General features: G+C 67.4%; 19 protein-coding genes. 11 read left to right on the forward strand and 8 right to left on the reverse strand.

Going from position 1 to position 25,662, the window contains the following annotated elements; translation table 11 throughout:
- Positions 1–9: 9 nt before the first annotated feature.
- Positions 10–1,725 (forward strand): N-acyl-D-amino-acid deacylase family protein, encoded by a 1,716-nt coding sequence (locus ACQR10_RS00285; RefSeq protein WP_315801656.1) that lies wholly within the window; start codon positions 10–12, stop codon positions 1,723–1,725.
- A gap of 4 nt (positions 1,726–1,729) precedes the next feature.
- On the opposite strand, the gene ACQR10_RS00290 is transcribed toward ACQR10_RS00285, so the two are convergent.
- Positions 1,730–2,554 carry a tetratricopeptide repeat protein gene (locus ACQR10_RS00290; protein ID WP_316218721.1) on the reverse strand — a complete coding sequence of 275 codons (825 nt, stop codon included), beginning with the start codon at positions 2,552–2,554 and terminating at the stop codon, positions 1,730–1,732.
- Between the two features lie 112 nt (positions 2,555–2,666).
- On the reverse strand, positions 2,667–3,971 hold the full coding sequence (locus ACQR10_RS00295) for an MFS transporter (protein WP_315801774.1): 1,305 nt from the start codon (positions 3,969–3,971) through the stop codon (positions 2,667–2,669).
- A 256-nt stretch (positions 3,972–4,227) separates the two neighbouring features.
- Here ACQR10_RS00295 and ACQR10_RS00300 point away from each other — a divergent pair, with 256 nt between their 5' ends.
- From ACQR10_RS00300 to ACQR10_RS00315, 4 genes are read left to right on the forward strand one after another with little or no spacing between them, the layout of a single operon-like run.
- Positions 4,228–4,887, forward strand: coding sequence for an ABC transporter ATP-binding protein (locus tag ACQR10_RS00300; protein WP_316218720.1), 660 nt, complete (start codon positions 4,228–4,230; stop codon positions 4,885–4,887).
- On the forward strand, positions 4,884–7,346 hold the full coding sequence (locus ACQR10_RS00305) for an ABC transporter permease (protein WP_316218718.1): 2,463 nt from the start codon (positions 4,884–4,886) through the stop codon (positions 7,344–7,346). The genes ACQR10_RS00300 and ACQR10_RS00305 overlap by 4 nt, the downstream gene beginning before the upstream one ends.
- Positions 7,336–8,418, forward strand: coding sequence for a lipocalin-like domain-containing protein (locus ACQR10_RS00310; protein ID WP_434911735.1), 1,083 nt, complete (start codon positions 7,336–7,338; stop codon positions 8,416–8,418). Before ACQR10_RS00305 ends, ACQR10_RS00310 begins: the two co-directional genes overlap by 11 nt.
- 28 nt (positions 8,419–8,446) lie before the next feature.
- Positions 8,447–8,839, forward strand: coding sequence for an MAPEG family protein (locus ACQR10_RS00315; RefSeq protein ID WP_316218716.1), 393 nt, complete (start codon positions 8,447–8,449; stop codon positions 8,837–8,839).
- 62 nt (positions 8,840–8,901) lie between these two features.
- On the opposite strand, the gene ACQR10_RS00320 is transcribed toward ACQR10_RS00315, so the two are convergent.
- On the reverse strand, positions 8,902–10,089 hold the full coding sequence (locus tag ACQR10_RS00320) for an ABC transporter substrate-binding protein (protein ID WP_316218715.1): 1,188 nt from the start codon (positions 10,087–10,089) through the stop codon (positions 8,902–8,904).
- Between the two features lie 314 nt (positions 10,090–10,403).
- Here ACQR10_RS00320 and ACQR10_RS00325 point away from each other — a divergent pair, with 314 nt between their 5' ends.
- The 5 genes from ACQR10_RS00325 (at position 10,404) to ACQR10_RS00345 (ending at position 15,177) form a co-directional block, all read left to right on the forward strand.
- The gene (locus tag ACQR10_RS00325) at positions 10,404–11,954 is read left to right on the forward strand and encodes an AMP-binding protein (protein WP_316218714.1); all 1,551 of its coding nucleotides are present in this window, start codon (positions 10,404–10,406) and stop codon (positions 11,952–11,954) included.
- Between the two features lie 95 nt (positions 11,955–12,049).
- Complete coding sequence (locus ACQR10_RS00330; protein WP_315801664.1) at positions 12,050–12,799, forward strand: CBS domain-containing protein; 750 nt, start codon at positions 12,050–12,052, stop codon at positions 12,797–12,799.
- A 12-nt stretch (positions 12,800–12,811) separates the two neighbouring features.
- On the forward strand, positions 12,812–13,117 hold the full coding sequence (locus tag ACQR10_RS00335) for a c-type cytochrome (RefSeq protein WP_316218713.1): 306 nt from the start codon (positions 12,812–12,814) through the stop codon (positions 13,115–13,117).
- A gap of 328 nt (positions 13,118–13,445) precedes the next feature.
- Positions 13,446–14,828, forward strand: a complete 1,383-nt coding sequence (locus ACQR10_RS00340; protein ID WP_316218712.1) for a sensor histidine kinase — start codon at positions 13,446–13,448, stop codon at positions 14,826–14,828.
- Positions 14,815–15,177, forward strand: coding sequence for a response regulator (locus ACQR10_RS00345; RefSeq protein ID WP_316218711.1), 363 nt, complete (start codon positions 14,815–14,817; stop codon positions 15,175–15,177). Before ACQR10_RS00340 ends, ACQR10_RS00345 begins: the two co-directional genes overlap by 14 nt.
- Positions 15,178–15,771: 594 nt before the next feature.
- On the opposite strand, the gene ACQR10_RS00350 is transcribed toward ACQR10_RS00345, so the two are convergent.
- From ACQR10_RS00350 to ACQR10_RS00365, 4 genes are all read right to left on the reverse strand, one after another.
- Positions 15,772–17,727, reverse strand: coding sequence for an acetyl/propionyl/methylcrotonyl-CoA carboxylase subunit alpha (locus tag ACQR10_RS00350; RefSeq protein ID WP_316215561.1), 1,956 nt, complete (start codon positions 17,725–17,727; stop codon positions 15,772–15,774).
- A gap of 17 nt (positions 17,728–17,744) precedes the next feature.
- Entirely contained in the window at positions 17,745–19,361 is a 1,617-nt protein-coding gene (locus ACQR10_RS00355; protein ID WP_316215222.1) for an acyl-CoA carboxylase subunit beta, read from the reverse strand.
- A 138-nt stretch (positions 19,362–19,499) separates the two neighbouring features.
- Positions 19,500–21,098, reverse strand: coding sequence for an AMP-binding protein (locus tag ACQR10_RS00360; protein WP_316215223.1), 1,599 nt, complete (start codon positions 21,096–21,098; stop codon positions 19,500–19,502).
- Positions 21,099–21,213: 115 nt separating this feature from the next.
- Complete coding sequence (locus ACQR10_RS00365; RefSeq protein WP_316215224.1) at positions 21,214–22,080, reverse strand: 3-keto-5-aminohexanoate cleavage protein; 867 nt, start codon at positions 22,078–22,080, stop codon at positions 21,214–21,216.
- A gap of 188 nt (positions 22,081–22,268) precedes the next feature.
- Here ACQR10_RS00365 and ACQR10_RS00370 point away from each other — a divergent pair, with 188 nt between their 5' ends.
- The gene (locus ACQR10_RS00370) at positions 22,269–24,854 is read left to right on the forward strand and encodes a cation-translocating P-type ATPase (protein ID WP_316215225.1); all 2,586 of its coding nucleotides are present in this window, start codon (positions 22,269–22,271) and stop codon (positions 24,852–24,854) included.
- Here the strand turns inward: ACQR10_RS00370 and ACQR10_RS00375 are convergent.
- Positions 24,821–25,615, reverse strand: a complete 795-nt coding sequence (locus ACQR10_RS00375) for a helix-turn-helix domain-containing protein (protein ID WP_315801776.1) — start codon at positions 25,613–25,615, stop codon at positions 24,821–24,823. The two genes, ACQR10_RS00370 and ACQR10_RS00375, sit on opposite strands and share 34 nt — an antisense overlap.
- Between the last annotated feature and the right edge of the window lie 47 nt (positions 25,616–25,662).

Here is a 25,662-nt window from a genome sequence, read left to right on the forward strand (position 1 = left end):
AGACACGCCATGACCCAGCCAGATCTCGTGATCCGTGGTGGAACCGTTGCCGATGGCTCGGGCGGCGAGCTGCGTGAGGCGGATGTTGCAATCGCGGACGGCCGCATCCTCGAGGTTGGCAAGGTCACAGCCTCAGGCCGCGAGGAGATCGACGCGCATGGCAAGCTGGTCACGCCCGGCTTCGTCGACGTCCACACCCATTACGACGGCCAGGTCACCTGGAGCCACGACATCTCGCCGTCGTCGCAGAACGGCGTCACGTCAGCGATCATGGGCAATTGCGGCGTCGGCTTCGCGCCGTGCCGGCCGGCCGATCATCAGCGGCTGATCCAGTTGATGGAGGGCGTCGAAGACATTCCCGAGCCGGTGCTCGAGGCCGGCATTCCCTGGGAATGGGAGAGCTTTCCGGACTACATGGAGTGGCTGGGCAAGCGTGAATTCGATCTCGACATCGGCGCGCAACTGCCGCATGCGGCGCTGCGCGTCTATGTGATGGGCGAGCGCGGCGCGCGGCGTGATCCCGCCACCGCCGACGACAACCGCGCGATGGCGGCGCTGGCGCGCGATGCGGTCAAGGCCGGCGCGCTCGGCTTCTCGACCTCGCGCACGCTCAACCACCGGACCTCGACCGGCGACTACACGCCGACCTTGAAGGCCGGCGAGGACGAGCTGACGACGATCGCGCAGGCCATGCACGGCGCCGGCCGCAGCGTGCTGCAATTCGTGCTCGACATCTCGACCATCCATGAAGACCTGCCGATGATGCTGCGCATTGCCGAGGCAACGAAATGCCCGATCTCGTTCTCGGTGACGCAGAACGACCGCGCGCCGCAGCGCTGGCGGCAGACGCTGGCCGAGATCAACGCCGCCGCTGCGCGCGGCCTGTCGGTGACGGCGCAGATCGCGGCGCGTCCGGTCGGGCTGCTGCTCGGGCTGGAGCTGTCGCGCAACCCGCTGCAGACGCATCCGAGCTATCAGGCGATCGCGCATCTGCCGCTGGCGGAGCGCGTCACCCGGATGCGCGATCCGCAGGTTCGCGCGGCGATCCTGAGCGAGCAGGCCAGCGCGACCGACGACCCGCTGTTCTTCAAGCCGAACTACGACAAGATGTACCTGCTCGGCGATCCGCCGGACTATGAGCAGCCGCCCGAGCGGTCGCTCGGCGCCCAGGCCCGCGCCCGCGGCTGTCGCCCCGAGGAACTGGCCTATGACGCGATGCTGACGGACGGCGGGCGCGGCATGCTCTACGTGCCGTTCCTCAACTATTCCGACGGCAATCTCGATGCCACCTACGAGATGCTGCGTGACCCGCGCAGCGTGCCCGGCCTCAGCGATGGCGGCGCGCATTGCGGCATCATCTGCGATGCCAGCTTCCCGACCTATCTGCTCACGCACTGGACCCGCGACCGCAAGCGCGGCGACAGACTGTCGATTCCCTTCGTCGTCGCCGCGCAGTCGCGCAAGACCGCACTCTCCGTCGGCCTCGACGATCGCGGCCTGATCGCGCCGGGCTACAAGGCGGACGTCAACGTCATCGACTACGACCGGCTGCACCTGCATCCGCCGAAAGTGCATTACGACCTGCCGGTCGGCGGCCGCCGCCTGATGCAGGAGGTCGACGGCTACGACGCGACGATCGTGTCCGGCGTGGTCACGCGCCGCCACGGCGAGGCCACCGGCGCACGGCCGGGGCGGCTGGTCAGGGGAGCGCGCCGTGTGAGCTGAGACATCAACTGGCCGCGGCGACCGTCTCGGCGAGCCTCGCAAGCTCGGATCGTGCGGCCGAGTATTCGTTGAACCATGGCGGCAACGAGCGCAGGGCGATCTCCAGTGCCCGTGCGGCCTCGTCGTGGCGACCGTTCAAGAGATGCCACTCACCGATGTAGAAATAGGCTTCAGCCTGTTCGGGAGCCGTTGCGGTCGCATTCAGCACCTGCTGCGCCGTCGAACGCTCCATCAGCAGATCGAACACCGGTCCAGGCCACTGCGCCGCAGTCCAGCGCGATGCGACAGCGGCGAGGTCGGGCCTGGCGCGCCCCGGCAACCGGGCGAGCGACAGGTAAAGAAACAGAACCGCATAGGGATCGAACTCGAGCGCGAGCGATCTTTCCATGTCCGCTGCCGCGGCATCGAACCTGCCGCGGCAAAACTGGATATAGCCACGCCCCCTCTGCATGATGGGGTCCTTGGGTGCGAGGCCGATCGCCGTCGTGCTCTCGACGATCGCGCGATCCGAATCGCCCTTCACGTGATGAAGGAACGCGAGTTCGCCATGAGCCGCGGCGACCCTGGGGTCGAGAGCGAGAGCTCGCGCCTGGTCATCAAAGGCGCCGTCGAAGTCGCCAAGGAGTTTCCGCGACACGCCCCGGGCGCCGAATGTCTGCGCGTTCGGCTTCAGCTTGAGGGCCACGCCGAAATCCGCGATCGAACTGGCGTAGCTTCCCATGCCCTGAAGGGCGACGCCGCGATTATGGTAGGCGTAATAGTTGCGCGGGTTGAGCTGGATCACCTTGCTGAAGTGGAGGATGGCGCCTGGGAAGTCCTCGATCTTCAAGCATCGCGCACCGCGCCAGTAGTGCAGCATATGATAGAACAGGCGCATCGTGCAGGACCTCAGCAAGGATGAATGCGAGGCCGCCTCCTGATGACCCCTGACAGGGGTTGTATCACGCAAATTCCGGCGCGGCAGCCTGCTGCGCCTGCAGGCGGGCGCGTTCGGTGTTCGGCCAGAGCAACGCCAGGCCGAGCAGGCCGGAGATCACCATGATCACGGCGTTGATGGTGAAGCCGGACATGTAGCCTTCGAGCAGGCTGCCGGAGGCCTGGATCATCTTGCCCATCACCACCGGCGCCACGATGCCCGCCAGCGTATAGAGCGCGCCGTAGATCGCCATGGCGGCGCCGCGCTGCGTGACCGGCGTGAACTCGCCGATCATCGGCGGGCAGACGACGTAGATCGAGCCGCACAATCCCGATCCGACCACGAGCAGTGCGATCTTTGCCGACGCGGCGTCGACATGCGGCATCATCGCCATCAGCCCGCCGCCGATCACGAGCGGCGTCGCGCCGAGCACGCCGCGGGCCATGCGGGTGGATACGCCGCGCGCCATCAGCGTCTGCGACACGAAGCCCGTGGTCAGCACCACGCACGCGCCGAAGATCCAGGGCAGGATCGAGATGAAGCCCGCCTGCTGCTGCGAGAAGCCGAGGCCCTTCACCAGGAACGGCGTGAACCAGGTGAGCCCGAGCGACAGCGCCCAATAGGCGCCGAAGGTCGCGGCAACGCAACCGACGAAGGTCCGCGACGTCAGCAATTGCAGATACGGGACGCGCTGCTCGCGCAGGCCGGCGAATTCGACCTCGGCCAGCGGCCCTTCCTTGCCCAGCCACAGCCACGCCACGCTCCACATCAGCCCGACCACGCCGAGCGCGCCGAAAGCATAGTGCCAGCCATGATTCACGATGATCCAGTTCAGCGCGGGCACCGCGAGGATGACACCGAACGCCGACCCCTGTGACAGGATCGCGGTCGGCATCGCCCTTTTCTCATCGGGAAACCATTTGTAGACGGCATGAACGGCCACGGACGCCGCGGGACCCTCGCCGGCGCCGAGAATGACGCGGCAGATCAGCAGCGTGGTGAAGCCGACGGTGCCGACCATCGGAAACTGCGCCACCGCCCAGATCAGCGCCAGCACCAGCAGCACCCAGCGCGTCGGCACCTTGTTGACGACGAAGCCGACGACGATGGCGGAGATCGAGAACAGGAAGAAAAAGGACGATCCGAGCAGGCCGAACTGCTCGGCATTCAGATTGAGCTCGGTCATGATCGGCACGCCGGCGAGCCCGACCACGATCTTGTCGGCGAAGTTCACCAGCATGAACAGGAACAGCAGGAAGGTGATCTTCCAGGCCCCCTTCGGGGTCGCGCTTGCGCGGGATGTGCCCTTCAGCGTCGTCGGCGCGGCCATGGTCGTTCCCCGTTCTGTCATGATCCGCCCCTGTCATCCGGGCGTTTCGACGATGCTACCCACGAAGCGGCTCCGCAGGCAACCGGCTCGCGCGCTAAGTTGTTGCTGCAACGCGGGAATCCGCCCTCTTGGGCTGCATCGCGATACCCTCGCAACCTGATTGCGCGCGGCCGGCATCACATCAGCGGCGTCGCGAAGAACGAGCACGTGATGTTCGCGTTGGCCCTTGTTATGTTGTGACGCAACAACCCCGATCATGCCCGTGCTCAGCGTCCGTCATCTCACCAAATCCTATCGATCCGGCGGCGAACCGATCCATGTTCTGCGTGGCGTCGACCTCGACGTCTCCTCCGGCGAGCGCGTCGCACTGACCGGCGAATCCGGCTCCGGCAAGAGCACGCTGCTGCATCTGATCGCCGGGCTCGATGCCGCCGACAGTGGCGACATCCTGCTGGACGGCGCTGCGGTCGGCGCGCTCGACGATTCGGCACGCGCGGCGGTCCGGCGCGAGCGGCTCGGCCTCGTGTTCCAGCAGTTCAACCTGGTGCCGAGCCTGTCGGTGCAGGACAATCTCAGTTTCCAGGCGCGGCTGGCCGGTCGGCATGATCCGGCGTGGCACAGCGAGCTGGTCGAGCGGCTCGGGCTGAAGCCGCTGCTCAAGCGCTATCCCGAGCAATTGTCGGGCGGGCAGCAGCAGCGCGTCGCGATCGGCCGCGCGCTGGCGATCAAGCCGGCGCTGCTGCTTGCTGACGAGCCGACCGGCAACCTCGACGAGGACACCGCCGACGAGGTGATGGCGCTGACGCGCGACCTCGTCGCGCGCACCGGCTGCGGCTTCCTGATGGTGACGCACAGCGCGCGGCTCGCGGCGATGCTCGACCGTCACGTCCACCTGCATGCCGGACGCATCGCATGAGACGCGCGCTGTGGATATTAGCGGTGCTGCTCAGCCACTGGCGCCGGCATCCGATGCAGCTCGCGACCTTGCTGATCGGGCTGATCTCGGCGACCGCGCTGTGGAGCGGCGTGCAGGCGCTGAATCAGCAGGCCCGCAGCTCGTATGATCGCGCCGCCGCGATCTTCGGCGGCGCGCGCACGCCGATGCTGGTCGCGACCGACGGCAAGATGCTGCCGCAGAGCGTGTTCGCGGAATTGCGCCGCGCCGGCTGGCCGGTGTCGCCGGTGCTGGAGGGCCGCGTGCAGATCGACGGCCATTCGCTGCGGCTGCTCGGCATCGAGCCGTTCAGCATCCCCCGGGAGGTCGGCGATGCGCCGATGGTCGGCCGCAGCGAGCTCGAGGCATTTCTGACACCGCCGCATCGGACGCTGATCTCGCCGGAGACACTGGCCGATCTCGGTCTCAAGGACGGCGCGACGCCGCGGCTCAGCAACGACGCGCTGCTGCCGCCCGTGATGGCGCAGCAGCAGCTCGCGCCCGGCGTGCTCGTGGTCGATATCAGCGACGCGCAGCGGCTGCTCGACAAGCCCGGCCAGATGTCGCGGCTGCTCGTCGGCAAGGCGGCCGGTCAATTGCCGCCGTTGCGGTCATTCGCCGGCGGCCGGCTACAGCTCCTGCAGCCGGAGGCCGAGACCGACCTGGAGCGGCTGACCGACAGCTTCCACCTCAACCTCACCGCCTTCGGCCTGCTGTCGTTCGTCGTCGGCCTGTTCATCGTCAATTCCGCCATCGGCCTCGCCTTCGAGCAGCGCCTGCCGGTGCTGCGCACCTTGCGCGCCTGCGGCGTGTCGGCGCGGCAGCTCAATGGCGTGCTGATCGGCGAGCTCATCGGCTTTGCCTTGGTGGCGGGCCTGGCCGGACTGGTGTGCGGCTACATCATCGCCGCCGCGCTGCTGCCGAACGTAGCGGCATCGCTGCGCGGGCTGTATGGCGCGCAGGTGCCGGGCGAGCTGAGCCTGCAGCCGGAATGGTGGCTGGCGGGCCTCGTCATCAGCATCGCCGGCGCGCTCGCCGCCGCGACCACGAGCCTGATCAAATCGATGCGGCTGCCGATCCTGTCCACCGCGCAGCCCTATGCGTGGCAGGAGGCGCAGCGGCGCTGGCTGCGGCTGCAGAGCGCCTTCGCGCTCGCCTTCTTCGTCACAGCCGGCCTGCTGCTGTGGCTCGGGCAATCGCTGCTGGCCGGCTTCGGCGTGCTCGCGGCGATGATGCTCGGTGCCGCGCTGCTGCTGCCGGCGATCCTGGAGCTCGTGCTGCGGCTCGGCGAGCGCGGCGCGCGCGCGGCGCTGGCGCAGTGGTTCTGGGCCGACAGCCGGCAGCAGATCTCGGGCCTGTCGCTGGCGCTGATGGCGCTCCTGCTGGCGCTTGCCGTCAATGTCGGCGTCGCGACGATGGTCGAGACCTTCAGCCGCACCTTCCTGGTCTGGCTCGACGGCCGGCTCGCCGCCGACGTCTACATCAGCGCAGCGGATGAGGCGCAGGCGCGCGAGATTCAAAGCTGGCTGCGTACACGGCCTGAGGTGCAGGCCGTGCTGCCCGGCGGCCGCGCCGAGACGCAGTTGGCGGGCGCGCCGATCGATGTGCTCGGCCTGCCCGATCACGACACCTATCGCGCGCACTGGCCGCTGCTGCAGGCCGGCGCCAACGCGTGGAAGCAGCTGGTGCGCGGCGACGCAGGCTTCGTCAGCGAGCAGTTGGCGCGGCGGCTCAATCTGTCCGTCGGCGACAGCATCGACCTCGCCGCGCCGACCGGCGATTGGCGCATCACTGTCGCGGGTATCTATGCCGACTATGGCAATCCGAAGGGCCAGGTCACGGTCAACGTCGCCGCGCTGACGCGCCGTTTCCCGGCGACGCCGATCACGCGCATGGCCGCGCGCGCGGCGCCGGCCGACGTGCCGGGGCTGATCGCTGCTCTCACCGACAAGTTCGGCCTCGACGGCCGCAATGTCATCGACCAGGCCACCGTGAAGCAGGAGTCGAAGCAGATCTTCAACCGCACCTTTGCGGTCACCGGCGCGCTCAACACCTTCACGCTGGGCGTCGCCGCGATCGCGCTGCTGACCAGCCTGCTGACCCTCGCGAACTCGCGGCTGCCGCAGCTCGCACCGCTCTGGGCGATCGGGCTGACGCGGCGGCGGCTCGCCGAGGTCGAGCTGCTGAAGACGCTGTCGCTCGCCGGGTTGACCGCGCTGCTGGCGCTGCCGCTCGGGCTCGTCGTGGCGTGGTGCCTGATCGCGATCGTCAACGTCAAGGCGTTCGGCTGGCGGCTGCCGTTCGACGTGTTTCCGCTGCAGCTCATCCGGCTGCTGATCGTGACGCTGGTCGCGGCGGTGATCGCCTCGCTGCTGCCGGTGCTGCGGCTGGCGCGGATGCAGCCGGCCGATCTGGTCAGGACCTTCACCATTGAGCGCTAGAGCGACCATATCGCGCCGTGGGCTGATCGGCGGGCTCGGCCTGCTGGCGCTGCCGCGCCTCGCACATGCGCAGGGCTTTGCGGGCCTCAGCGACAGCGCCGACGGCTTTGCGGCGGTGACGCCGGGCAGGACGTTCTCATTCCCCGCTGACCACGGCCCGCACGACGATTTCCGCATCGAATGGTGGTACGTCACCGCGAATCTCAGCGACGCCAGCGGCAAGGCCTACGGCCTGCAATGGACGCTGTTCCGCTCGGCGGCGCGGCCGGGGCCGCAAGGCGAAGGCTTCGACAATCAGCAGCTGTGGATGGCGCATGCCGCCGTGACGCGCGCCGACAGCCACCGCTCGACGGAAAAGTTCGCGCGCGGCGGTGTCGGCCAGGCCGGCGTCGAGGCCAAGCCGTTCCAGGCCTGGATCGATGATTGGCAACTGCGCGGTACCGCCGCGACCGACGATCGAGCGCTGGCGCCGCTCGACATGCGCGGCGCCGGGCCGGATTTCTCCTACGCGCTGCATCTGGAGGCCGACCGTCCCGTGGTGCTGCAGGGCATCGGCGGCTACAGCCGCAAATCCGAGCGCGGTCAGGCCTCCTACTACTACAGCCAGCCGTTCTACCGCGCCCGCGGCCGCATCAGCTTCGAGGATCAACCGGTCGAGGTCTCAGGCCAGGCTTGGCTCGACCGCGAATGGAGCAGTCAGGCGCTGGCCTCCGACCAGAGCGGCTGGGACTGGTTCGCGCTGCATTTTTTCGGCGGCGAGAAGCTGATGCTGTATCGGATGCGGCAGGGCAACGGCGACTACACGTCCGGCACCTGGATCCCGGCGGACGGCGCCTCGCGCCCGCTCGGGCCCGGAGACATTGCCATGAGCCCAAAGGAGACGGTCACGATCGGTGAGCGCAAGCTGCCGGTCGGCTGGCGCGTCGAGATCGCCGCGCTCGGCATCGCCATCGACACCGCGCCGCTCAACCCCAAGGCCTGGATGGGCACCCGCGTGCCGTATTGGGAGGGACCGATCAGCTTCAAGGGCAGCCACACCGGGGTGGGCTATCTCGAGCTGACGGGATATTAACAGGCCGTCATCAAGGGGGGAACCGCGCATGTATCATTTCACCGCACTCGTCACCGTGCTCGCGCTCATGCTGTATTTCTACATGGCGGTCCGCGTCGCGCAGGCGCGCGCCCGGTTCGGCCTGAAGGCGCCGGCCGTCACCGGCAATCTCGATTTCGAGCGCACCTATCGCGTGCAGGTGAATACGCTGGAATGGCTGCCGATCTTCCTGCCGGCGCTGTGGCTGTTCGCGATCTATGTCAGCGACACGATCGCGGCCCTGATCGGCCTCGTCTGGATCGCGGGCCGCGCGATGTACATGTTGTCCTACGCCAAGGCCGCGGAGAAGCGGGGCCCCGGCTTCGGCGTGCAGGCGCTCGCCGCCTCGGCGCTGCTGGTCGGCGCGCTCATCGCCATTCTCTGGCGCATGCTGCACGGCTGACCGCTCCGCCCCTCTTCCGTCGTCCCGGCTTTTGCCGGGACGACGCCCTTAGCGTGGCACGATCACTTCGTCAGCGGACAGCCGCTCTCCTTGGCGGAGAAGAACGCCTTGTCGCCGGGCACCGTGGCGAGCTGCTTGTAGTAGTCCCACGGCTTCTTCGATTCCGACGGCTTCTTGACCTCGAACAGATACATGTCGTGGACCATGCGGCCGTTGGCGAGCACCTTGCCCTGCGCGAAGGCGTCGTCGACCGGCAGCTCCTTCAGCTTCGCAGCCACCGCGTCGGAGTCCTTGGTTCCGGCGGCCTTCACCGCCTTCAGATAGGACAAGGTCGCGGAATAGGTGCCGGCGTGGATCATGCTCGGCATCCGGCCGGTGCGCTTCATGAAGCGCTCGCTGAAGGCGCGGGACTTGTCGTCACGATCCCAGTAGAAGCCTTCGGTGAGGATCAGGCCCTGCGCCGCCTCCAGCCCGAGGCCATGCACCTCGGACAGGGTCATCAGCAGGCCGGCGAGCTTCTGCCCGCCCTTGACGATGCCGAACTCGGCCGCCTGCTTGATCGAGTTGGTGGTGTCGAGGCCGGCATTGGCAAGCCCGATGATCTTGGCCTTCGAGCTCTGCGCCTGCAGCAGGAAGGAGGAGAAGTCCGACGAGTTGAGCGGGATGCGCACCGAGCCCAGCACCTTGCCGCCCTTCGACGTCACGATGTCGCTGGTGTCCTTCTCGAGCGCATAGCCGAAGGCGTAGTCGGCGGTCATGAAGAACCAGGTGTCGCCGCCGGATTCGACCAGCGCGCCGCCGGTGCCGACCGCGAGCGCGCGGGTGTCATAGGCCCAGTGGAAGCCGTAGGGCGTGCAGGCATCGCCCGTGATGCGCGAGGTCGCGGCGCCGACGACGATGTCGATCTTCTTCTTCTCCTTCGACAGCTCCTGGATCGCCAGCGCGACCGAGGAGGTCGTCAGCTCGGTGATCATGTCGACACCCTCGGTGTCGTACCAGCGCCGCGCGATCGTGGAGGCGAGATCGGGCTTGTTCTGGTGGTCGGCGGTGACCAGCTCGACCTTCTGCCCCAGCACCTCGCCGCCGAAATCCTCGATCGCCATCTTGGCCGCTTCGACGGAATATTTGCCGCCGTAGTCGGCATAGACGCCGGACTGGTCATTGAGGATGCCGATCTTGACCTGTGCCGACGCCGGCGCCGCCGCCAGCAGCGCACCGACGGCCGCAATAGCCAGCAAACCCGATTTCATATGGTCTCTCCCCGCATGTCTTGGTCTTGAGATGTCATTCGTTGGAATGCGCGCTCATGTTAGGCCAGAACCCCGGCCGCGCCCATCCCCTTCCCGCCTCGGTCAATCGGCTGACAGCCATGTTGAGAGAGGCGGGCTCCTCCGCTACATTCGCGCCAAACAACAAGCCGTCCCGCCGGGATGGTGCGCAGGGACGGAAACCGCCTGGACGCGTGAGGCAGCATCGTCTGCATCGCGTCGCCATGCCGAGGTGCCGCGGCAGGCGCCTCCCGCCCGCGCGCCGCGGCGAGCTGCGCGCATCGGCAGGAGGACACATGTACACCGGCAAGCACGCCCGGCTGCGCCCACTGCAGCCTGCCTTCATCATGGCCTCGACCGGCGAGGCGGTGACCTATCGCGAGCTGGAGGCGCGCAGCAACCGGCTGGCGCATCTGTTCCGCCAACGCGGCCTGAAGCGGCTCGACCACTATTCGATCTTCATGGAGAACAACAGCCGCTATCTGGAGGCGTGCGGCGCCGGCGAGCGCTCCGGGCTGTATTTCACCTGCGTGAACTCCTACCTCACGCCCGGCGAGCTGGCCTACATCCTCAATAACAGCCGGTCGCGGCTCCTGATCACTTCCCTCGCCAAGCTCGACGTCGCGCGCGAGGCGCTGAAGGAGGCGCCCGGCATCGAGCTGTGCATCGTCGCCGATGGCGCAGGCGAGAGCGAGGGGATCGTCGGCCTCGCCGAGGCCACAGCCGGCCTGCCGGCGACGCCGATCGCCGACGAATGCGTCGGCACCGCAATGCTGTACTCCTCCGGCACCACGGGCCGGCCGAAGGGCATCCTGCGGCCGCTGCCCGAGCAGCCGCCGGTGCAGCAGCTTCCGATCTTCGACTTCCTGGAAAGGCTGTGGCGCTACCGCAAGGGCATGATCTACCTGTCGCCGGCGCCGCTCTATCACTCCGCGCCGCAGGCCGCGGTCAACCTCACCATCCGCGTCGGCGGCACCGCCATCATCATGGAGACGTTCGATCCCGAGCGTTATCTCCAGCTCGTCGAGCAATGGGGCATCACGCACACCCAATTGGTGCCGACGATGTTCTCGCGCATGCTCAAGCTGCCGGAGGACGTTCGTACCCGCTACGACCTCTCCTCGCTCGAGGTCGCAATCCACGCCGCAGCGCCCTGCCCGGCACAGGTCAAGGAGGACATGATCAGATGGTGGGGGCCGATCATCCACGAATATTACGGCGCCACCGAAGGCCTCGGCTTCACCGCCTGCGACAGCGCGGAATGGCTCGCGCATCGCGGCACGGTCGGCAAGGTGCTGTTCGGCGACCTGCACATCCTCGACGAAAACATGCAGCCTTGCCCGGTCGGGACCGCCGGCACGGTGTGGTTCAAGACGGGCTCGCCGTTCGAATACTTCAACGACCCCGAGCGCACCAAGGAGGCCCGTTCGGCCGACGGCAGCATGAGCACCGTGGGCGACGTCGGCTATGTCGATGCCGACGGCTATCTCTATCTCACCGACCGCGCCACCTTCATGATCATCTCCGGCGGCGTGAACATCTACCCGCAGGAATGCGAGAACCTGCTGATCACGCATCCGAAGGTCGCCGATGCCGCCGTGTTCGGCGTGCCCAACCCCGACCTCGGCGAGGAGGTGAAGGCGGTGATCCAGCCGATGTCGGGCATCACGCCTGGGCCTGAGCTGGAAGAGGAGCTGATCGCGTTCTGCCGGCAGTCGCTGTCGCGGCAGAAGGTGCCGCGCTCGATCGATTTCGAGAAGGAGCTGCCGCGGCTGCCGACCGGCAAGCTCTACAAGCGCCTGCTGCGCGACCGCTATTGGGGCAACAAGACCTCGCGCATCGTGTAGATGCGGGTCGAGGTGTTGATCCTGGTCAAGCCGATGGCGCCGGGCGGAGCTATTCTTTATCGATTACGACCGCAGCGATTGCACGAGACGACGACATGCGCGCTCATCAAATCATGACCAGATCCGTGATCGCGGTGACGCCCGGAACCCCGGTGGCCGAGGCAGCGCGGATCATGCTGCACAACCACATCGGCGGGCTGCCGGTGGTCGACGCGTCCGGTACGCTCGTCGGCATGGTGACGGACGGTGATTTCCTGCGCCGCGCCGAGCTCGGCACCGAGCGCAGGCAAGGCCGCTGGCTCGACCTCCTGGTCGGCCGCGGTCGCATCGGCGCCGACTTCGTCCATTCCCACGGCCGGACGGTCGGCGACATCATGAGCCAGCCTCCGGTCACCGTCAGCGCCGATGCCAGCCTGGCGGAGATCGCCGAGATCATGGAAAAGCGCAACATCAAGCGTCTCCCGGTGATGAGTGGCGACCGGCTGGCCGGCGTGGTGACACATACGGATTTCCTGCAAACCGTGGCCGACCTCGCCACTGCCGTTCCGGGCCCCACCCCCGACGATGACGGCATCCGCAGCGCCATCCTCGATTCACTCGACCAGGCCGCCTGCAAGCATTGCCGCTTCAACGTCGTCGTCCGCAACGGCATCGCGCATCTCACGGGGGCGGTGCGCAACGAGAAGGAGCGGGCCACGGCGATCGTGGCGGCCAAGAGCGTCCAGGGCGTCAGGAGCGTGCGCGACCACATGTGGGTCTATCCGCCCCCAGAGGACGAGTTCGGCGGCGGTGACATCGTCTCGCTGCAGGACCAGCCGTCGACCGACGACGACCAGCCGCTGTGAGGAGAACCGGGCGTGCGACGTGCCTCCGTACCATCGCTGCTGCTGCTGGTCCTGCTCTCCGCTCCGGCGGCCGCCGAGGATCTCGACCACGGCCGCCAGCTCGCCGAGCGCTGGTGCGCCGCCTGCCACGCGGTGGCCACCAAGCCGACCAAGTTCCGGCGCGCCCGGCCGTTCGTCGCCATCGCGGCCAGGGACGACGTGACGAAGGAGATGCTGACCAAGTTCCTCCTGCTTCCCCACGCAACGATGGCCAACAATCCGCTCAGTGCGAATGATGCGGCCGACCTGGCAGGCTACATTCTCAGCCTGAGGAAGTAGTTAAGGCCACATTCGCCAATGGGTTGAGCCGCAGCCCCCGGCCGGCGGCGTGCGGCTGCAAGCGCACCCTGGCGCCGGTTCGGCGGCAATTTAACAGGATCCCTTGGAACAAACCGCCCAAGCCTGCGTTCTTGGTGTTCGCCGTCGTGAGCTGGAGCACGTCGCACGGCCCCTGGGGGGTCTGCTGGCGGCAAGCCGTCCTGTCCTCGTTGCCGGAAAAACCAACAACAAGCAGCGATCGAGATAGCCCTTGCATTTGTACACAAACAAGCTGGTAATCCCGTGCGCGGCGTCTTCTCTGTCGACCTGTTAGCAAGGAGCCTGCGACGTGCACGGAATGCCCGGCGCCTCCCCCGCCCCACGCGTAACCGACGACGATACGGCCTATCTGGCGGCGATCGTGGAGTGCTCGGCCGACGCCATTGTCGGCACCACCGCAGACGGTATCATCCGCAGCTGGAATGCGGCTAGCGAACGGATGCTGGGGTTCACCGCGGCTGAAATGATCGGCAGACCCGTCTCCGAGATCATACCCCCCGAGCTGGCGGAAGAAGCGAGCGCCTTGCGCGCCAGGGTCAACGCGGGCGAAGCGATCGAGAGCTTCGAGACCGTCCGGCTGACCAAGCCGGGACGCCCGATCGAGGTTTCCATCACGTTTTCACCGATCCGCAGCAGCACCGGCGTGATCGTCGGCATCTCCAAAATCATCCGCGACGTCACGCTGTCGAAGAAGGCCGAGCGTGCGTCGGCCATGCTCGCGGCCATCGTCGCCTCGTCCTCGGACGGCGTCGTCAGCAAGACGCTGGACGGCACGATCACCAGCTGGAACAAGAGCGCCGAACGCATCTTCGGCTTCTCGGAAGGCGAGATAATCAACCACTCGATCCGCACGATCATCCCGCAGGAGCGCCAGGCCGAGGAGGACCGGATCCTTGCCACCGTGCTGTCCGGCGAGATCATCGACAATTTCGAGACCATCCGCCTGCGCAAGGATGGGGCACTCATCGACGTATCAGTGACGGTCTCGCCGGTCCGGGATTCCAGCGGCCGCATCATCGGCGCCTCCAAGATCGTGCGTGACATCACCGACAAGCGCCAGACAAGGGAGCAGTTGCGCACCTTGCTGGCCGAGGTGAACCACCGCAGCAAGAACCTGCTGTCGCTGGTGCAGGCGATCGCCCGGCAGATGACCCGTCACGGCCGCCAGCTCGACCTCAACCGCTTTCTGGAGCGCCTGCAGGCGATCGCGAGCAATCAGGATCTCCTGATTCAGAACGATTGGCGTTTCATTCCGCTCGACGGGCTCGTCCGCTCGCAACTCGGCGCGTTCAACGACCTGATCGGCAACCGCATCGCGATCGACGGACCATCGATCGAGCTGACGCCGGAGGCCGCGCAGTCGATCGGCATGGCGGTTCACGAGCTCGCCACCAACGCCGCCAAATATGGTGCGCTGTCGAACGACGACGGACGGATCGCGATCCGCTGGCTGCGCATCGATGACAGCTTCGACATGACCTGGGTCGAGAGCGGCGGGCCTGAGGTCGCGCCGCCGGAGCACACCGGTTTCGGCAGCCGGGTGATTTCCGACCTGGTGCGCGCCGGCCTGGATGGAACGGTCGAGGTCGAGTTCCTGCCGGCCGGACTGCGCTGGCACCTGAGGTGCCCCCTGCAACGCCTCTGCCGCGACCGTCATCATGCGCGCCAGTGAGAAGACTCATCTCCTGATCGTCGAGGACGATCCCATGATCGGCTTCGACCTCGCGGTCGAGCTCGAAGCCGCCGGATTCACGGTGGTCGGCGTGGCGCCGACCGTGCACAAAGCCCTCCATCTGCTGGAGCTGAATCATTGCGATCTTGCCGTGCTCGACGTCAATCTCGGGCAGGAAACATCGGCGCCGATCGCGCGCGCCTTGGCGGCGGCCGGCGTGCCCTTCGTCGCCGTCACCGGCTATTCCGTCGATCAATGCCCGGAGGAATTCGCCACGGCACCGCTGCTGTCGAAGCCGTTCCAGACGTCACGGCTGGTCGCGGCGCTACGCCGTCAGTTGCACGAGTGAGAGTCGCAAGCGACCGAGCTTAAATCCCCGCTGGTTCGCGTACTTTCTTCTTCGCGACGAATTCGTTTGCACACAGCTGGAGACGAGACACGCGCAGAGACGAGAAACGAGCCATTTCGGCACGGACGGTAGGCTCCCTCGCCCCGTTCTTACGGGGAGAGGGGTGGGGTGAGGGCAGCCGCACGAGAAGTATACGTGGATAGACCTGTACCCCCCTCACCCGGATTGCATCTGACGATGCAATCCGACCTCTCCCCGCGAGCGGCAGGGCAATCGCATATGGTTTTCCCGGGCGGACCTTTCATGGCCTCATGGTTCGAGACGCGTCGCAAGAGCGACGCTCCTCACCATGAGGATCAACAGCTTTGCGGCGGAGAAAGGCCCTCATCCTGAGGAGCCCGCCGAAGGCGGGCGTCTCGAAGGATGGTCGCGAAAAAACTGCGCGCCCAGCCTCTTTCACCATATGCGATTCCCCTGCCGCGAGCGGGGAGAGGTGCACCGAGCAAGCCGCAAGATGTCGGCACACACGCGCTGCGACAAGCAATGATTGCCTTCGTCGCAGATCTTCCCGTAGCTCACTCCCCTGCCCGACGATCAGGCCGCAATCTCCGCCACGATCCGGCCCGTCGTCACCTGGTCGCCCTCGGCAACCTCGATCGCGGTCACCGTTCCGGCGATGCCGGCGGTGTGGACGTGCTCCATCTTCATCGCCTCGAGCGTCACCACCGGCTGTCCCACAGCCACGCTGTCGCCCGGCTTCACCAGCACCGCGACCACACGACCATTCAACGCCGCGCGAACCCTGCCATCACCGCCGCCAGCCGCTGAGGATTGCGGCCTGGCCAACGTCACGTCGCGCAGCGCCAGCGTCTGGCCGCGATGCTGGACGAACAGCCGATCGTTGTCGCGGACGAAGCGCACGCTCTCGACGGTCTCGGCGTGACGAACGCGGATCGCATCATCCGTGAGCGATACGATCTCGAAGCGATGCTCTGCATCGCCACGCGTCACGCGATAGATTCCATCACGCTCGCGCAGCAGCTCGCACTCGGCCACCTCGCCGGCGATCTCGAACCGGAGCGGCGTCGCGAAGGCGGCCGCGAGCGAGCGGCCGCGGCGGACGGGATGCGCGAGCGGATGGCTGACGGAGAGCAGCAGCGCGCCCAGCGCGAGGTCTGCCGCTTCGGCGGCCGGCGCACGCAGCTCGTCGCGATGCGCCGCGATGAATGCGGTGGTCGCCTTGCCCGCGGCGAAGGCCGGATGCCGCAGGCAGGACATGAGGAAGGCCCGGTTGGTCGGGACGCCCAAGGCAACGGCCTGCTCCAATCCGGCGATCAGCCTTGCGCGCGCCTCCTCACGAGTCGCAGCATGGCTGATCAGCTTGGCGATCATCGAATCGTAATGGGGCGGGATCTCCGCGCCGGACTCCAGCGCATGCTCGACCCGGATCGTCTCGGGCATCTGCCACAGCGCCATCCGCCCGGACTGCGGCATGAAGTCGTGCGCCGCATCCTCGGAGCATAGTCGCACCTCGATCGCATGACCCGAGAAGCTGATCTGCTCCTGGCGTAACGGCAGCGGCTCGCCGGCGGCGACGCGCAATTGCCATTCGACGAGATCGAGTCCCGTCAAGGCCTCTGTCACGGGATGCTCGACCTGCAGCCGCGTGTTCATCTCCATGAAGTAGAACTGCCCGTCGCCGTCGAGCAGGAATTCCAGCGTCCCCGCTCCCTCATAGCCCAGCGCCTTCACCGCCTGCACCGCCACCGCGCCCATGCGCGCGCGCAGCTCCGGCCCGACCGCCGGCGACGGCGCCTCCTCGATCAGCTTCTGATGCCGCCGCTGTACCGAGCAGTCGCGCTCGCCGAGATGGACGGCATTGCCGAACGAATCGCCGAACACCTGGATCTCGATGTGGCGCGGATTGGCGATCGCCTTCTCGAGGATGACGGTGCCGTCGCCGAACGCCGTCGCGGCTTCCGAGCGTGCGCTGCGCAGCAGGTCGGGAAAGGCGTCCGCATCCGTCACCAGCCGCATGCCGCGGCCACCACCACCGGCCACAGCCTTGATCATCACGGGAAAGCCGATGCGGCGCGCTTCGCGCAGCATCGCCTCGTCGCCCTGGTCCTCGCCCTGATAGCCGGGCACGCAGGGGACCCCGGCGCGGTGCATGATGTCCTTGGCGCCGGCCTTGTTGCCCATCGCCGCGATCGCCTCCGGCGAGGGTCCGATGAAGACCAGCCCCGCCTCCTCGCAGGCCTGCGCGAATCCTTCGTTCTCGGCGAGAAAGCCGTAGCCGGGATGCACGGCATCGGCCCCGCTCGCCTTGGCCGCAGCAATGATCGCGGCAATGTTCAGATAGGATTGAGCCGGCGGCGGCGCGCCGATGCGGACCGCCTGATCGGCGAGCCGGACATGCGGCGCATCATGATCAGCATCGGAATAGACTGCGACCACGCCGTAGCCGAGCCGGCGCGCGGTGCGCATGATCCGCAAGCCGATCTCGCCGCGGTTGGCGATCAGCACCTTGTGGAACGACCTGCGTTGCATTCCCGTCATCTCTCCGCTCATGGCCTGGACACAGAGAATTGCATGCGCTGCGGCTGTCGCGCCTCCGCCTCGCGGCAGATCGCCAGCACCTCCGACAGCACCGCGCGGGTGTCGCGCGGATCGATCACGCCGTCGTCGAGCACGCGCGCCGAAGTCGCAAACACGTCCATCTGGCTGTCGAACACGCCGATGATCTGCGCCTTCATGGCGTCGAGCTTCTCGCGCTCCACCGGCTTGCCGCGGCGGGCCGCGGCCGCTTCGGTCACGATCGCCATCGTCTCCGCCGCCTGCTCTCCGCCCATCACGGCGGTCTTGGCGTTGGGCCAGGAGAAGCAGAAGCGCGGGTGGAACCCACGGCCACACATGCCGTAATTGCCGGCGCCGAACGAGGCGCCGCAATAGAGCGTGATCTGCGGCACGGTCGCCGAGGTCACCGCCTGGATCATCTTGGAGCCGTGCTTGATCATGCCGGCCTCCTCATAGGCGCGGCCGACCATGTAGCCTGTGGTGTTGTTGAGATAGAGGATCGGCGTTCGGGTCTGGCAACAGGACTGGATGAAGTGCGTCGCCTTGTTGGCGCCGGCAGGATCGAGCGGGCCGTTGTTGGTGACGATGCCGATCGCCCGGCCCTCGATGCGGGCATGGCCGCACACCGTGGCTGGTCCGTAGTTCGGAGCCATCTCGACGAAGTCACTGTCGTCGACGATGCGCGCAATGACCTGGCGCATGTCGACCGGACGCTTGTGGTCGAGCGGCATGATGCCGAGCAGCTCCTCCTGATCGTAGCGCGGCGGCTTGACCGGCGATGGCTCCTGCGATGGCCGGTCCCAGTTGAGCTTGCCCATGATCTCGCGCGCGATGCGCAGCGCGTCGCGATCGTCCTCGGCGAGATAGTCGCCGAGCCCGGAGATCGAGGTGTGCATCTCGGCGCCGCCGAGCTCCTCCTCGGTGGCGATCTCCCCGGTCGCGGCCTTCAGCAGCGGCGGTCCGGCGAGGAAGGCGCGGGTGCGGCCGCGCACCATGACGATGTAGTCGGACAATCCGGTCTGATAGGCACCGCCCGCGGTCGACGAACCATGCGTCACGGTGACCACCGGCAGGCCGGCCGCCGAGAGTCGCGCCAGGTTGCGAAAGATGTTGCCGCCGCGGACGAAATCCTCGACGCGGTAGCGCAGCAGGTTGGCGCCGGCGCTCTCGACGAGCTGCACGTAGGGCAGCTTGTTCTCCAGCGCCAGCTCCTGCACGCGCAAGGTCTTGTCGAGGCCGTAAGGCTGCAGCGCGCCGGCATCGATGCCGGCGTCGTTGGCCGAGACCATGCAGCGCACGCCGGCGACGAAGCCGATACCCGCAATGACGCCGCCACCCGGCACGCTCTTGGCCGGGTCCGGCGTATCGAACATGTAGCCGGCAAGCGTCGACAGCTCGAGGAACGGCGCGCCAGGGTCGAGCACCAGGGCGACGCGCTCGCGCGGCAGCAACTGGCCGCGCTGATGGAAGCGCTCCTTGGCCGCCGCGGAGGCATTGCGCGCGCGCGCCTCGAGATCGCGCATCCGCGCGATCAGGCCGAGCATGCCGTCACGGTTGGCCTGGAAGGCGGCGCCGGAGGGAGAGATGGTGTTGTCGATCACGGCCACGGACGGGTTCTCTCATTTGGCGTCATTCCGGGGCGCGCGGAGCGCGAGCCCGGAATCCATCGCCACGATGGGGAGTATGGATTCCGGGCCTGGCCCTTCGGGTCATCCCGCAATGACGGAGGAAGTCGAGTAGACGGCTCACGCGCTCTTCGCCGCGAAATGCTCGCCATAAGCCTGGCGCAGCTCGACCTTGCGCAGCTTGCCGGTAGCCGTCATCGGCATCTCCTGGAGCACCCGCACCAGCTTCGGCACCTGGAAGCCGCCGAGCGACTTGCGGCAGTGCTCGAGCAGCTCGGTCTCACTGGCCTGCGCGCCGGGCTTGAGCTTGACGAAGGCCGACACCGCCTCGCCCCATTGCGGATGCGGCAGGCCGACGACGGCGGCATTCTGCACCGCCGGATGCGCCAGCAGGGTCTCCTCGATCTTGACCGAGGCGACGTTCTCGCCGCCGGACTTGATCATGTCCTTCTTGCGGTCGAGGAACAGCACCTCGCCGTTGTCGATGACCGCGAGATCGCCGGTGTGGTGCCAGCCGAACTTGCGGGCGTCCTCGGTCGACTTCGGATCCTTGTAATAGCCCAACATCACGTTGGGGCCGCGATGCACGAGCTCGCCGATCTCGCCCGGCGGCAGCAGATTGCCGGCATCGTCCATGATCGCGGTCTCGTTGACGAACAGCGACTCGCCCCAGTAGTTGCCGAAGCGGTTGAGCTGGACCTCGGGCCGCGACATCGTCGTCGCGGGATACATCTCGGTCTGACCGCTGGTCAGCGCGAAGTTCGGACACAGCTCCTTGATCGCGCGCTCGAGCAGCGGCCGGCCCATCGGCGCCATGGTGTAGAGGCAGGTGCGCAGATGCGAGAGGTCGAACTCCTTGCGCCGCGGATGATCGAGGATGGCCTGGTACATCAACGGCAGACCGACGAACACGGTCAGCCGATCGCGCACGATCGCCTCCATGCAGGCGACCGGGTCGAAGCCGCGCATCAGCGCCATGCGGCCGCCGACCGAGAGATAGCTGAGCAGCAGCACGTGGCCGGCACAGTGGAACAGCGGGAACTGCCCGGTGATGCCGTCGTCACGCGAGAGCTGCATCTCGATGCAGTTGCTCATCACGGCCATGACCACGGCGAGGTGACAATGCATCGCGCCCTTCGGCCGCGACGTCGTGCCCGACGTGTAGATGATCATCGCGAGATCGCGGTCGTTGATCTCGATCTCGGGCTCGACGTCCGAATGCCCCTGGATGAGGTCGTTGAAGCTGGCAAGCCCCGCGGTCCTCGCCGTCCCGGTGAGATCGACGGCGATCAGCTCGACGCCGCGCTGTTCCAGCGCCGCCCGCCGCTCCGGCTGCGCAAACAGATTGTCGTCGATGAGCGCGAAGCGGACCTCGGCGTGGCCGAGGATGTAGTCCATGTCGGCGGGCCCGAGCATCGTATTGATCGGCACCCAGACGAGACCGGCGCGATGGATGCCGAACAGCGCTTTGACGAACTCGATCGAGTTGTTGCAGACGGTCGAGATTGTCTCGCCCGGCTTCAGCCCCTTGGCGAGGAGATGGTTCGCGAACCGGTTGGCATCGCGCTCGAGCTCGGTGAACGTCACCTGGCGGCCGCCATCGGTGATCGCAACCCGCTCGGGAAAGCGGCGCGCTGCACGCTTCAGGAGATCGCCGATCGCAACCCGGCCGATGCGGCCGGGACCGGACACGCCGCCGGTGGTCTCAAGATTGGTCATTGATTTACTCCTCCCCATCGGCGTCATTGCGAGGAGCGCAGCGACGAAGCAATCCAGAGCCCCGCCCACGACTCTGGATTGCTTCGCTGCGCTCGCAATGACGGAGCATGTCGCATCAGTTGACGGTGCCGAACATCCGCCGCGCCTCGGCGGGGCTTGCGATCTCGCGGCCCGCCCGCCTTGCGCAGGCGGCGATCGCCTCGATCAATTGGCCGTTCGAGGTCACCTTGGTGCCGTCGGCGAGATAGAACGTGTCCTCCAGTCCGGTGCGGAGATGGCCGCCGAGCTCGGCGCAACGTTGGTGCAGCGGCCAGATCTCGGCGCGGCCGATCGCGGTGACCTGCCAATGCGCCTCGGCGAGCTTCAGCTTGAGCAGGATCGGCAGCAACTCGGGATCAGCCGGCATGCCCGACGCGACGCCCATCACGAAGTTGTATTCGAGCGGGCCGTCATACATGCCGGTCTGGCGATACATCCCGACACAGCGCACGATGCCGACATCGAAGCACTCGAATTCCGGGATCGTGTGCGCGTCCTTCATCGCGGCGAGATAGTCCTGGATCTTCTCGACCGAATTGTCGAACATCATCGGCGGCCAGGCCCAGGTGTTGTCGGCCTTGACCTTGAGGTAGTTCAGCGAGCCGGCATTGCAGGCCGCGATCTCCGGCCGGGTCTGCCGGATGCAGTCGAGCGCGCCTTGATAGTCCGGTCCCGACACGCCCGAGGTGTGATTGATGATCACGCCGGGGCAGGCCTCGCGGATCGCCTGCTGGATCTCGCGGGAGACGTCGACGTCCCAGGACGGCAGATGCCCCTTGCCAGCGGCCTGCTGGCGCAGATGGATGTGCATAATCGCCGCACCCGCGTCATAGGCGCGCCGCGCCTCGCGCGCCATCTCCTTGGGCGTGACCGGCACGTGATGCTGCCTGGGATCGGTGAGCACGCCGTTCAGCGCGCAGGTGATGACGGCTTTGTCGCTCATGGCACTCGTTCGATGGGCTGCGCGCAGGCGGCGCTGTGCTGATAGGGTCCGTATATGACGGTCGCACGCCGGGATCTGCTTGCGTTGACTCGCTGGTGACATGCAGCGCAACCGGATATTGCTTTGCGTCAAGTCCGCGGCCGGAAACGGCGCTAAGCGGTTCCTGCTCTCCTCCTCACGGGCGTGCAATGTCGACCGACCCACAACCTGCGCCGATGTTTCCCAATGGCTTGAGCGCGGCGGAAGCCGTGCGCCGGCTGCAGACGGAGGGCTTCAACGAGCTGCCGCAAGCAGGCTCGCGCTCGATCCTCCGCCTCGTCGCCGACGTTCTGAAGGAACCGATGCTGCTCCTGCTGCTGGGCGGCGCCGGCATCTATCTCGCGCTGGGCGACACGGCGGAGGCGATCCTGCTCGGCGTATTCGCCTCGGCTTCCGTCTTCATCACCATCGTGCAGGAGGCGCGGACCGAGCGCGTGCTGGAATCGCTGCGCGACCTGTCCAGTCCGCGCGCCCTGGTGATCCGCGACGGCGAGCGCATCCGCATCGCCGGCCGCGAGGTGGTGCGCGGCGATCTCATCGTGCTCTCGGAGGGCGATCGCGTCGCAGCCGATGCGGTGCTGCGCGACTGCGACGATCTGCTCACGGATGAATCGCTGTTGACGGGCGAATCCGTGCCGGTGCGCAAGCGGCCGGCCGCCGGCGAAGCGATGGACGCGGCAACCGTGGCCGGCGGCGACGACCAGCCCTTCGTCTTCTCCGGCAGCCTGGTGGTGCGCGGCGGCGGCCTCGCCGAGGTGATGGCGACAGGGCCGCACACGGCGATCGGCAGGATCGGCCAGTCGGTGACCGCGCTCGAGACCGAGACGCCGCGGCTGCGGCAGCAGACCCGGCGCCTGGTGGTGGCGTTCGCGATCGGCGGCGCCATCGTGGTTGCGATCACGGTCGTGCTCTATGCGATGTACCGCGGCGGCTGGCTGGAGGGAATCCTCGCCGGCATCGCGCTGGGCATGTCGATGCTCCCTGAGGAATTCCCGGTGGTGCTGACGGTGTTTCTGGCGATGGGCGCCTGGCGCATCTCGCAGGCGCGGGTGCTGACGCGGCGCGCCTCGGCAATCGAATCGCTCGGCGCCGCCACCGTGCTGTGCTCCGACAAGACCGGCACCCTGACACAAAACCGCATGATGGTGGCCCGGCTGGTGCTGCCGGACGGCGGCGTGCTGCAGCCAGCGACGGCGACGCCGGAAGCCATCGCACCGCCGTTCCGCGATCTCGTCGCCACCGCCGTGCTCGCCTGCGACCCGCAGTCGCATGATCCGATGGAGAAGGCGCTGCACGCGCTCGGCGCCGACGCCACCGCGGGCGCCACGTTGCAGCGGCGCTACGGTTTGCGCCCCGACCTGCTGGCGATGACCAACGTCTGGTCGCGCGACGGCGCCGGTGTCGCGGCGGCCAAGGGTGCTCCGGAAGCGATCGCGAAGCTGTGCGGCGTCGACGGCGGCGCGCTGGCGGCGCTGCAGGCGCGCGTCGAGACGCTCGCCGCCGAGGGCCTGCGCGTGCTCGGCGTCGCCGAGGCGAGCTGGAGCGGCGAGGCGCTCCCCGACGCGCAGCAGGACTTCGCGTTCTCGTTCCGCGGTCTCGTCGGCTTCGCCGACCCGCTGCGCCCGGAGGTGAAGGATGCCGTCGCCGAGTGCCGCGCCGCCGGCGTCCGCGTCATCATGATCACCGGCGACTATCCCGCGACGGCCACCGCCATTGCGCGGCAGGCCGGGATCGATCCCGAGCACGTCATCGCGGGCCCCGAGCTTGCCGATCTCGACGACGACGCCCTGGCGCTTGCGGCGCGCGCGCCGACGGCGTTCGCGCGCATCATGCCGGAGCAGAAGCTGCGCATCGTCACCGCGCTCAAGGCCTGTGGCGAGATCGTCGCGATGACCGGCGACGGCGTCAACGACGCGCCGTCGCTCAAGGCCGCGCATATCGGCATCGCCATGGGCGGCCGCGGCACCGACGTCGCGCGCGAGGCCTCGGCGATCGTGCTGCTCGACGATGATTTCGGCTCGATCGTCAAGGCGATCCGGCTCGGCCGGCGCATCTACGATAATCTGCGCAAGGCGATGAGCTTCATCCTCGCCGTGCACTTTCCCATCGCCGGGCTGGCGCTGCTGCCGCTCGTCACCGGCCTGCCGCTCCTGCTCGGACCCGTGCACATCGCGTTTCTCGAGATGATCATCGATCCCGTCTGCTCGCTGGTGTTCGAGGCCGAGACCGAGGAGAGCGACATCATGCGGCGGCCGCCGCGCGATCCGCAGGAGCCTTTGCTGCCGCGGCCGCTGGTGCTGTGGGGGGCGTTGCAGGGCATCCTGGCGATGCTCGCCACGGGTGGCGTACTGCTGCTTGCACACCGCAATGGCATGCCGGACGACGAGCTCCGCGCGCTGGTGTTCTTCAGCCTGGTGTCGGTGATCGTCAGCCTGATCTTCGTCAACCGCTCGTTCTCGAGCTCGCTGCGCGAGGCGCTGCTGCGGCCGAACCGCATGCTGCTGCTGGTGATCGGCTTCGTCGTCGCCGTGCTCGCGACAAGTCTGACGCTGCCTGCCGCTGCGGCGCTGTTCCGGTTCGGACCGCTGCACGCCGACGATCTCGCGCTGACTGCAGCCGCCGCGATCACGACGCTGATCATGCTCGAACTGTCGAAGTTTCCGCTGCGCGCCGCCCTGTCGCGGCGCGCGGACAAGCCGGATCAGGTGGTCAAGGCCGCCTCGCCGGCGCGGTAGATCGCGAGATCGCGCGAGCCGGAGAAGATCGCGCGCGGCTTCAGCCCGTAGAAGCGGCGGATCGAGTGGCTGAAATGCGTGGAATCGGGATAGCCGATGTCCTGCGCGAGATGCGCCAGGTTGAGGTCCTGGTTGGCGTAGTTGAGCAGATGCCGCGCGCGCTTCCAGGCGCGGAACGAGCGGAAGGAGATGTCGGTCTCCTCCTTGAACAGATGCAGGAAGCGCGACGTCGAGAGCCCGACGGCGGCGGCGCAGCTCTCGGCGGTCGCCGGCTCGCCGGAGAAGCGGCTGATCAGGCCGATCGCCTTGACCACGCGGGGATCGAGCGTCCGCTGCGGCAGCACCTCGCCGAAGCACAGCCGGTCGAACACGGCACTGGTGACGTCGCCGCTCAGCGGCCGCTGCACCAGCTCCTCATAGGCGGCGCGGATGCGGCAGGCATAGGCCTCCGCCTCGCGGGTGACCTTGCTCGCGAAGCGGTCCAAGGCGCCGATCGGCACGCTCTCCGGCTCGATCGTCACGACGATGACGGTGCGATAATCACTCTCGATCGTGTGCTGCCTGTTGGGCGGCACGACCAGCAGCTCGCCGCAACGCTCCTCCCCGCCGTCGGGAATCAACCGCAGGCTGCCGGTGAGCGCGACATAGATATGGCACGCGCCCGAGCAGCGCTGGCGCGGACGGCCGAGCAGCCCGGCGTAGAAGACGCGCTCCGGCGTGATCAGCATGAGATGGCCGGAGTCCCGGCGCGTCACGTCCATGGTCTTCACATCCATGGTCTTCCTCCTGAGGCGCGGCTCTGTCGGCC

This window comes from Bradyrhizobium sp. HKCCYLRH2060, from assembly GCF_051168135.1.
GTDB lineage: Bacteria > Pseudomonadota > Alphaproteobacteria > Rhizobiales > Xanthobacteraceae > Bradyrhizobium.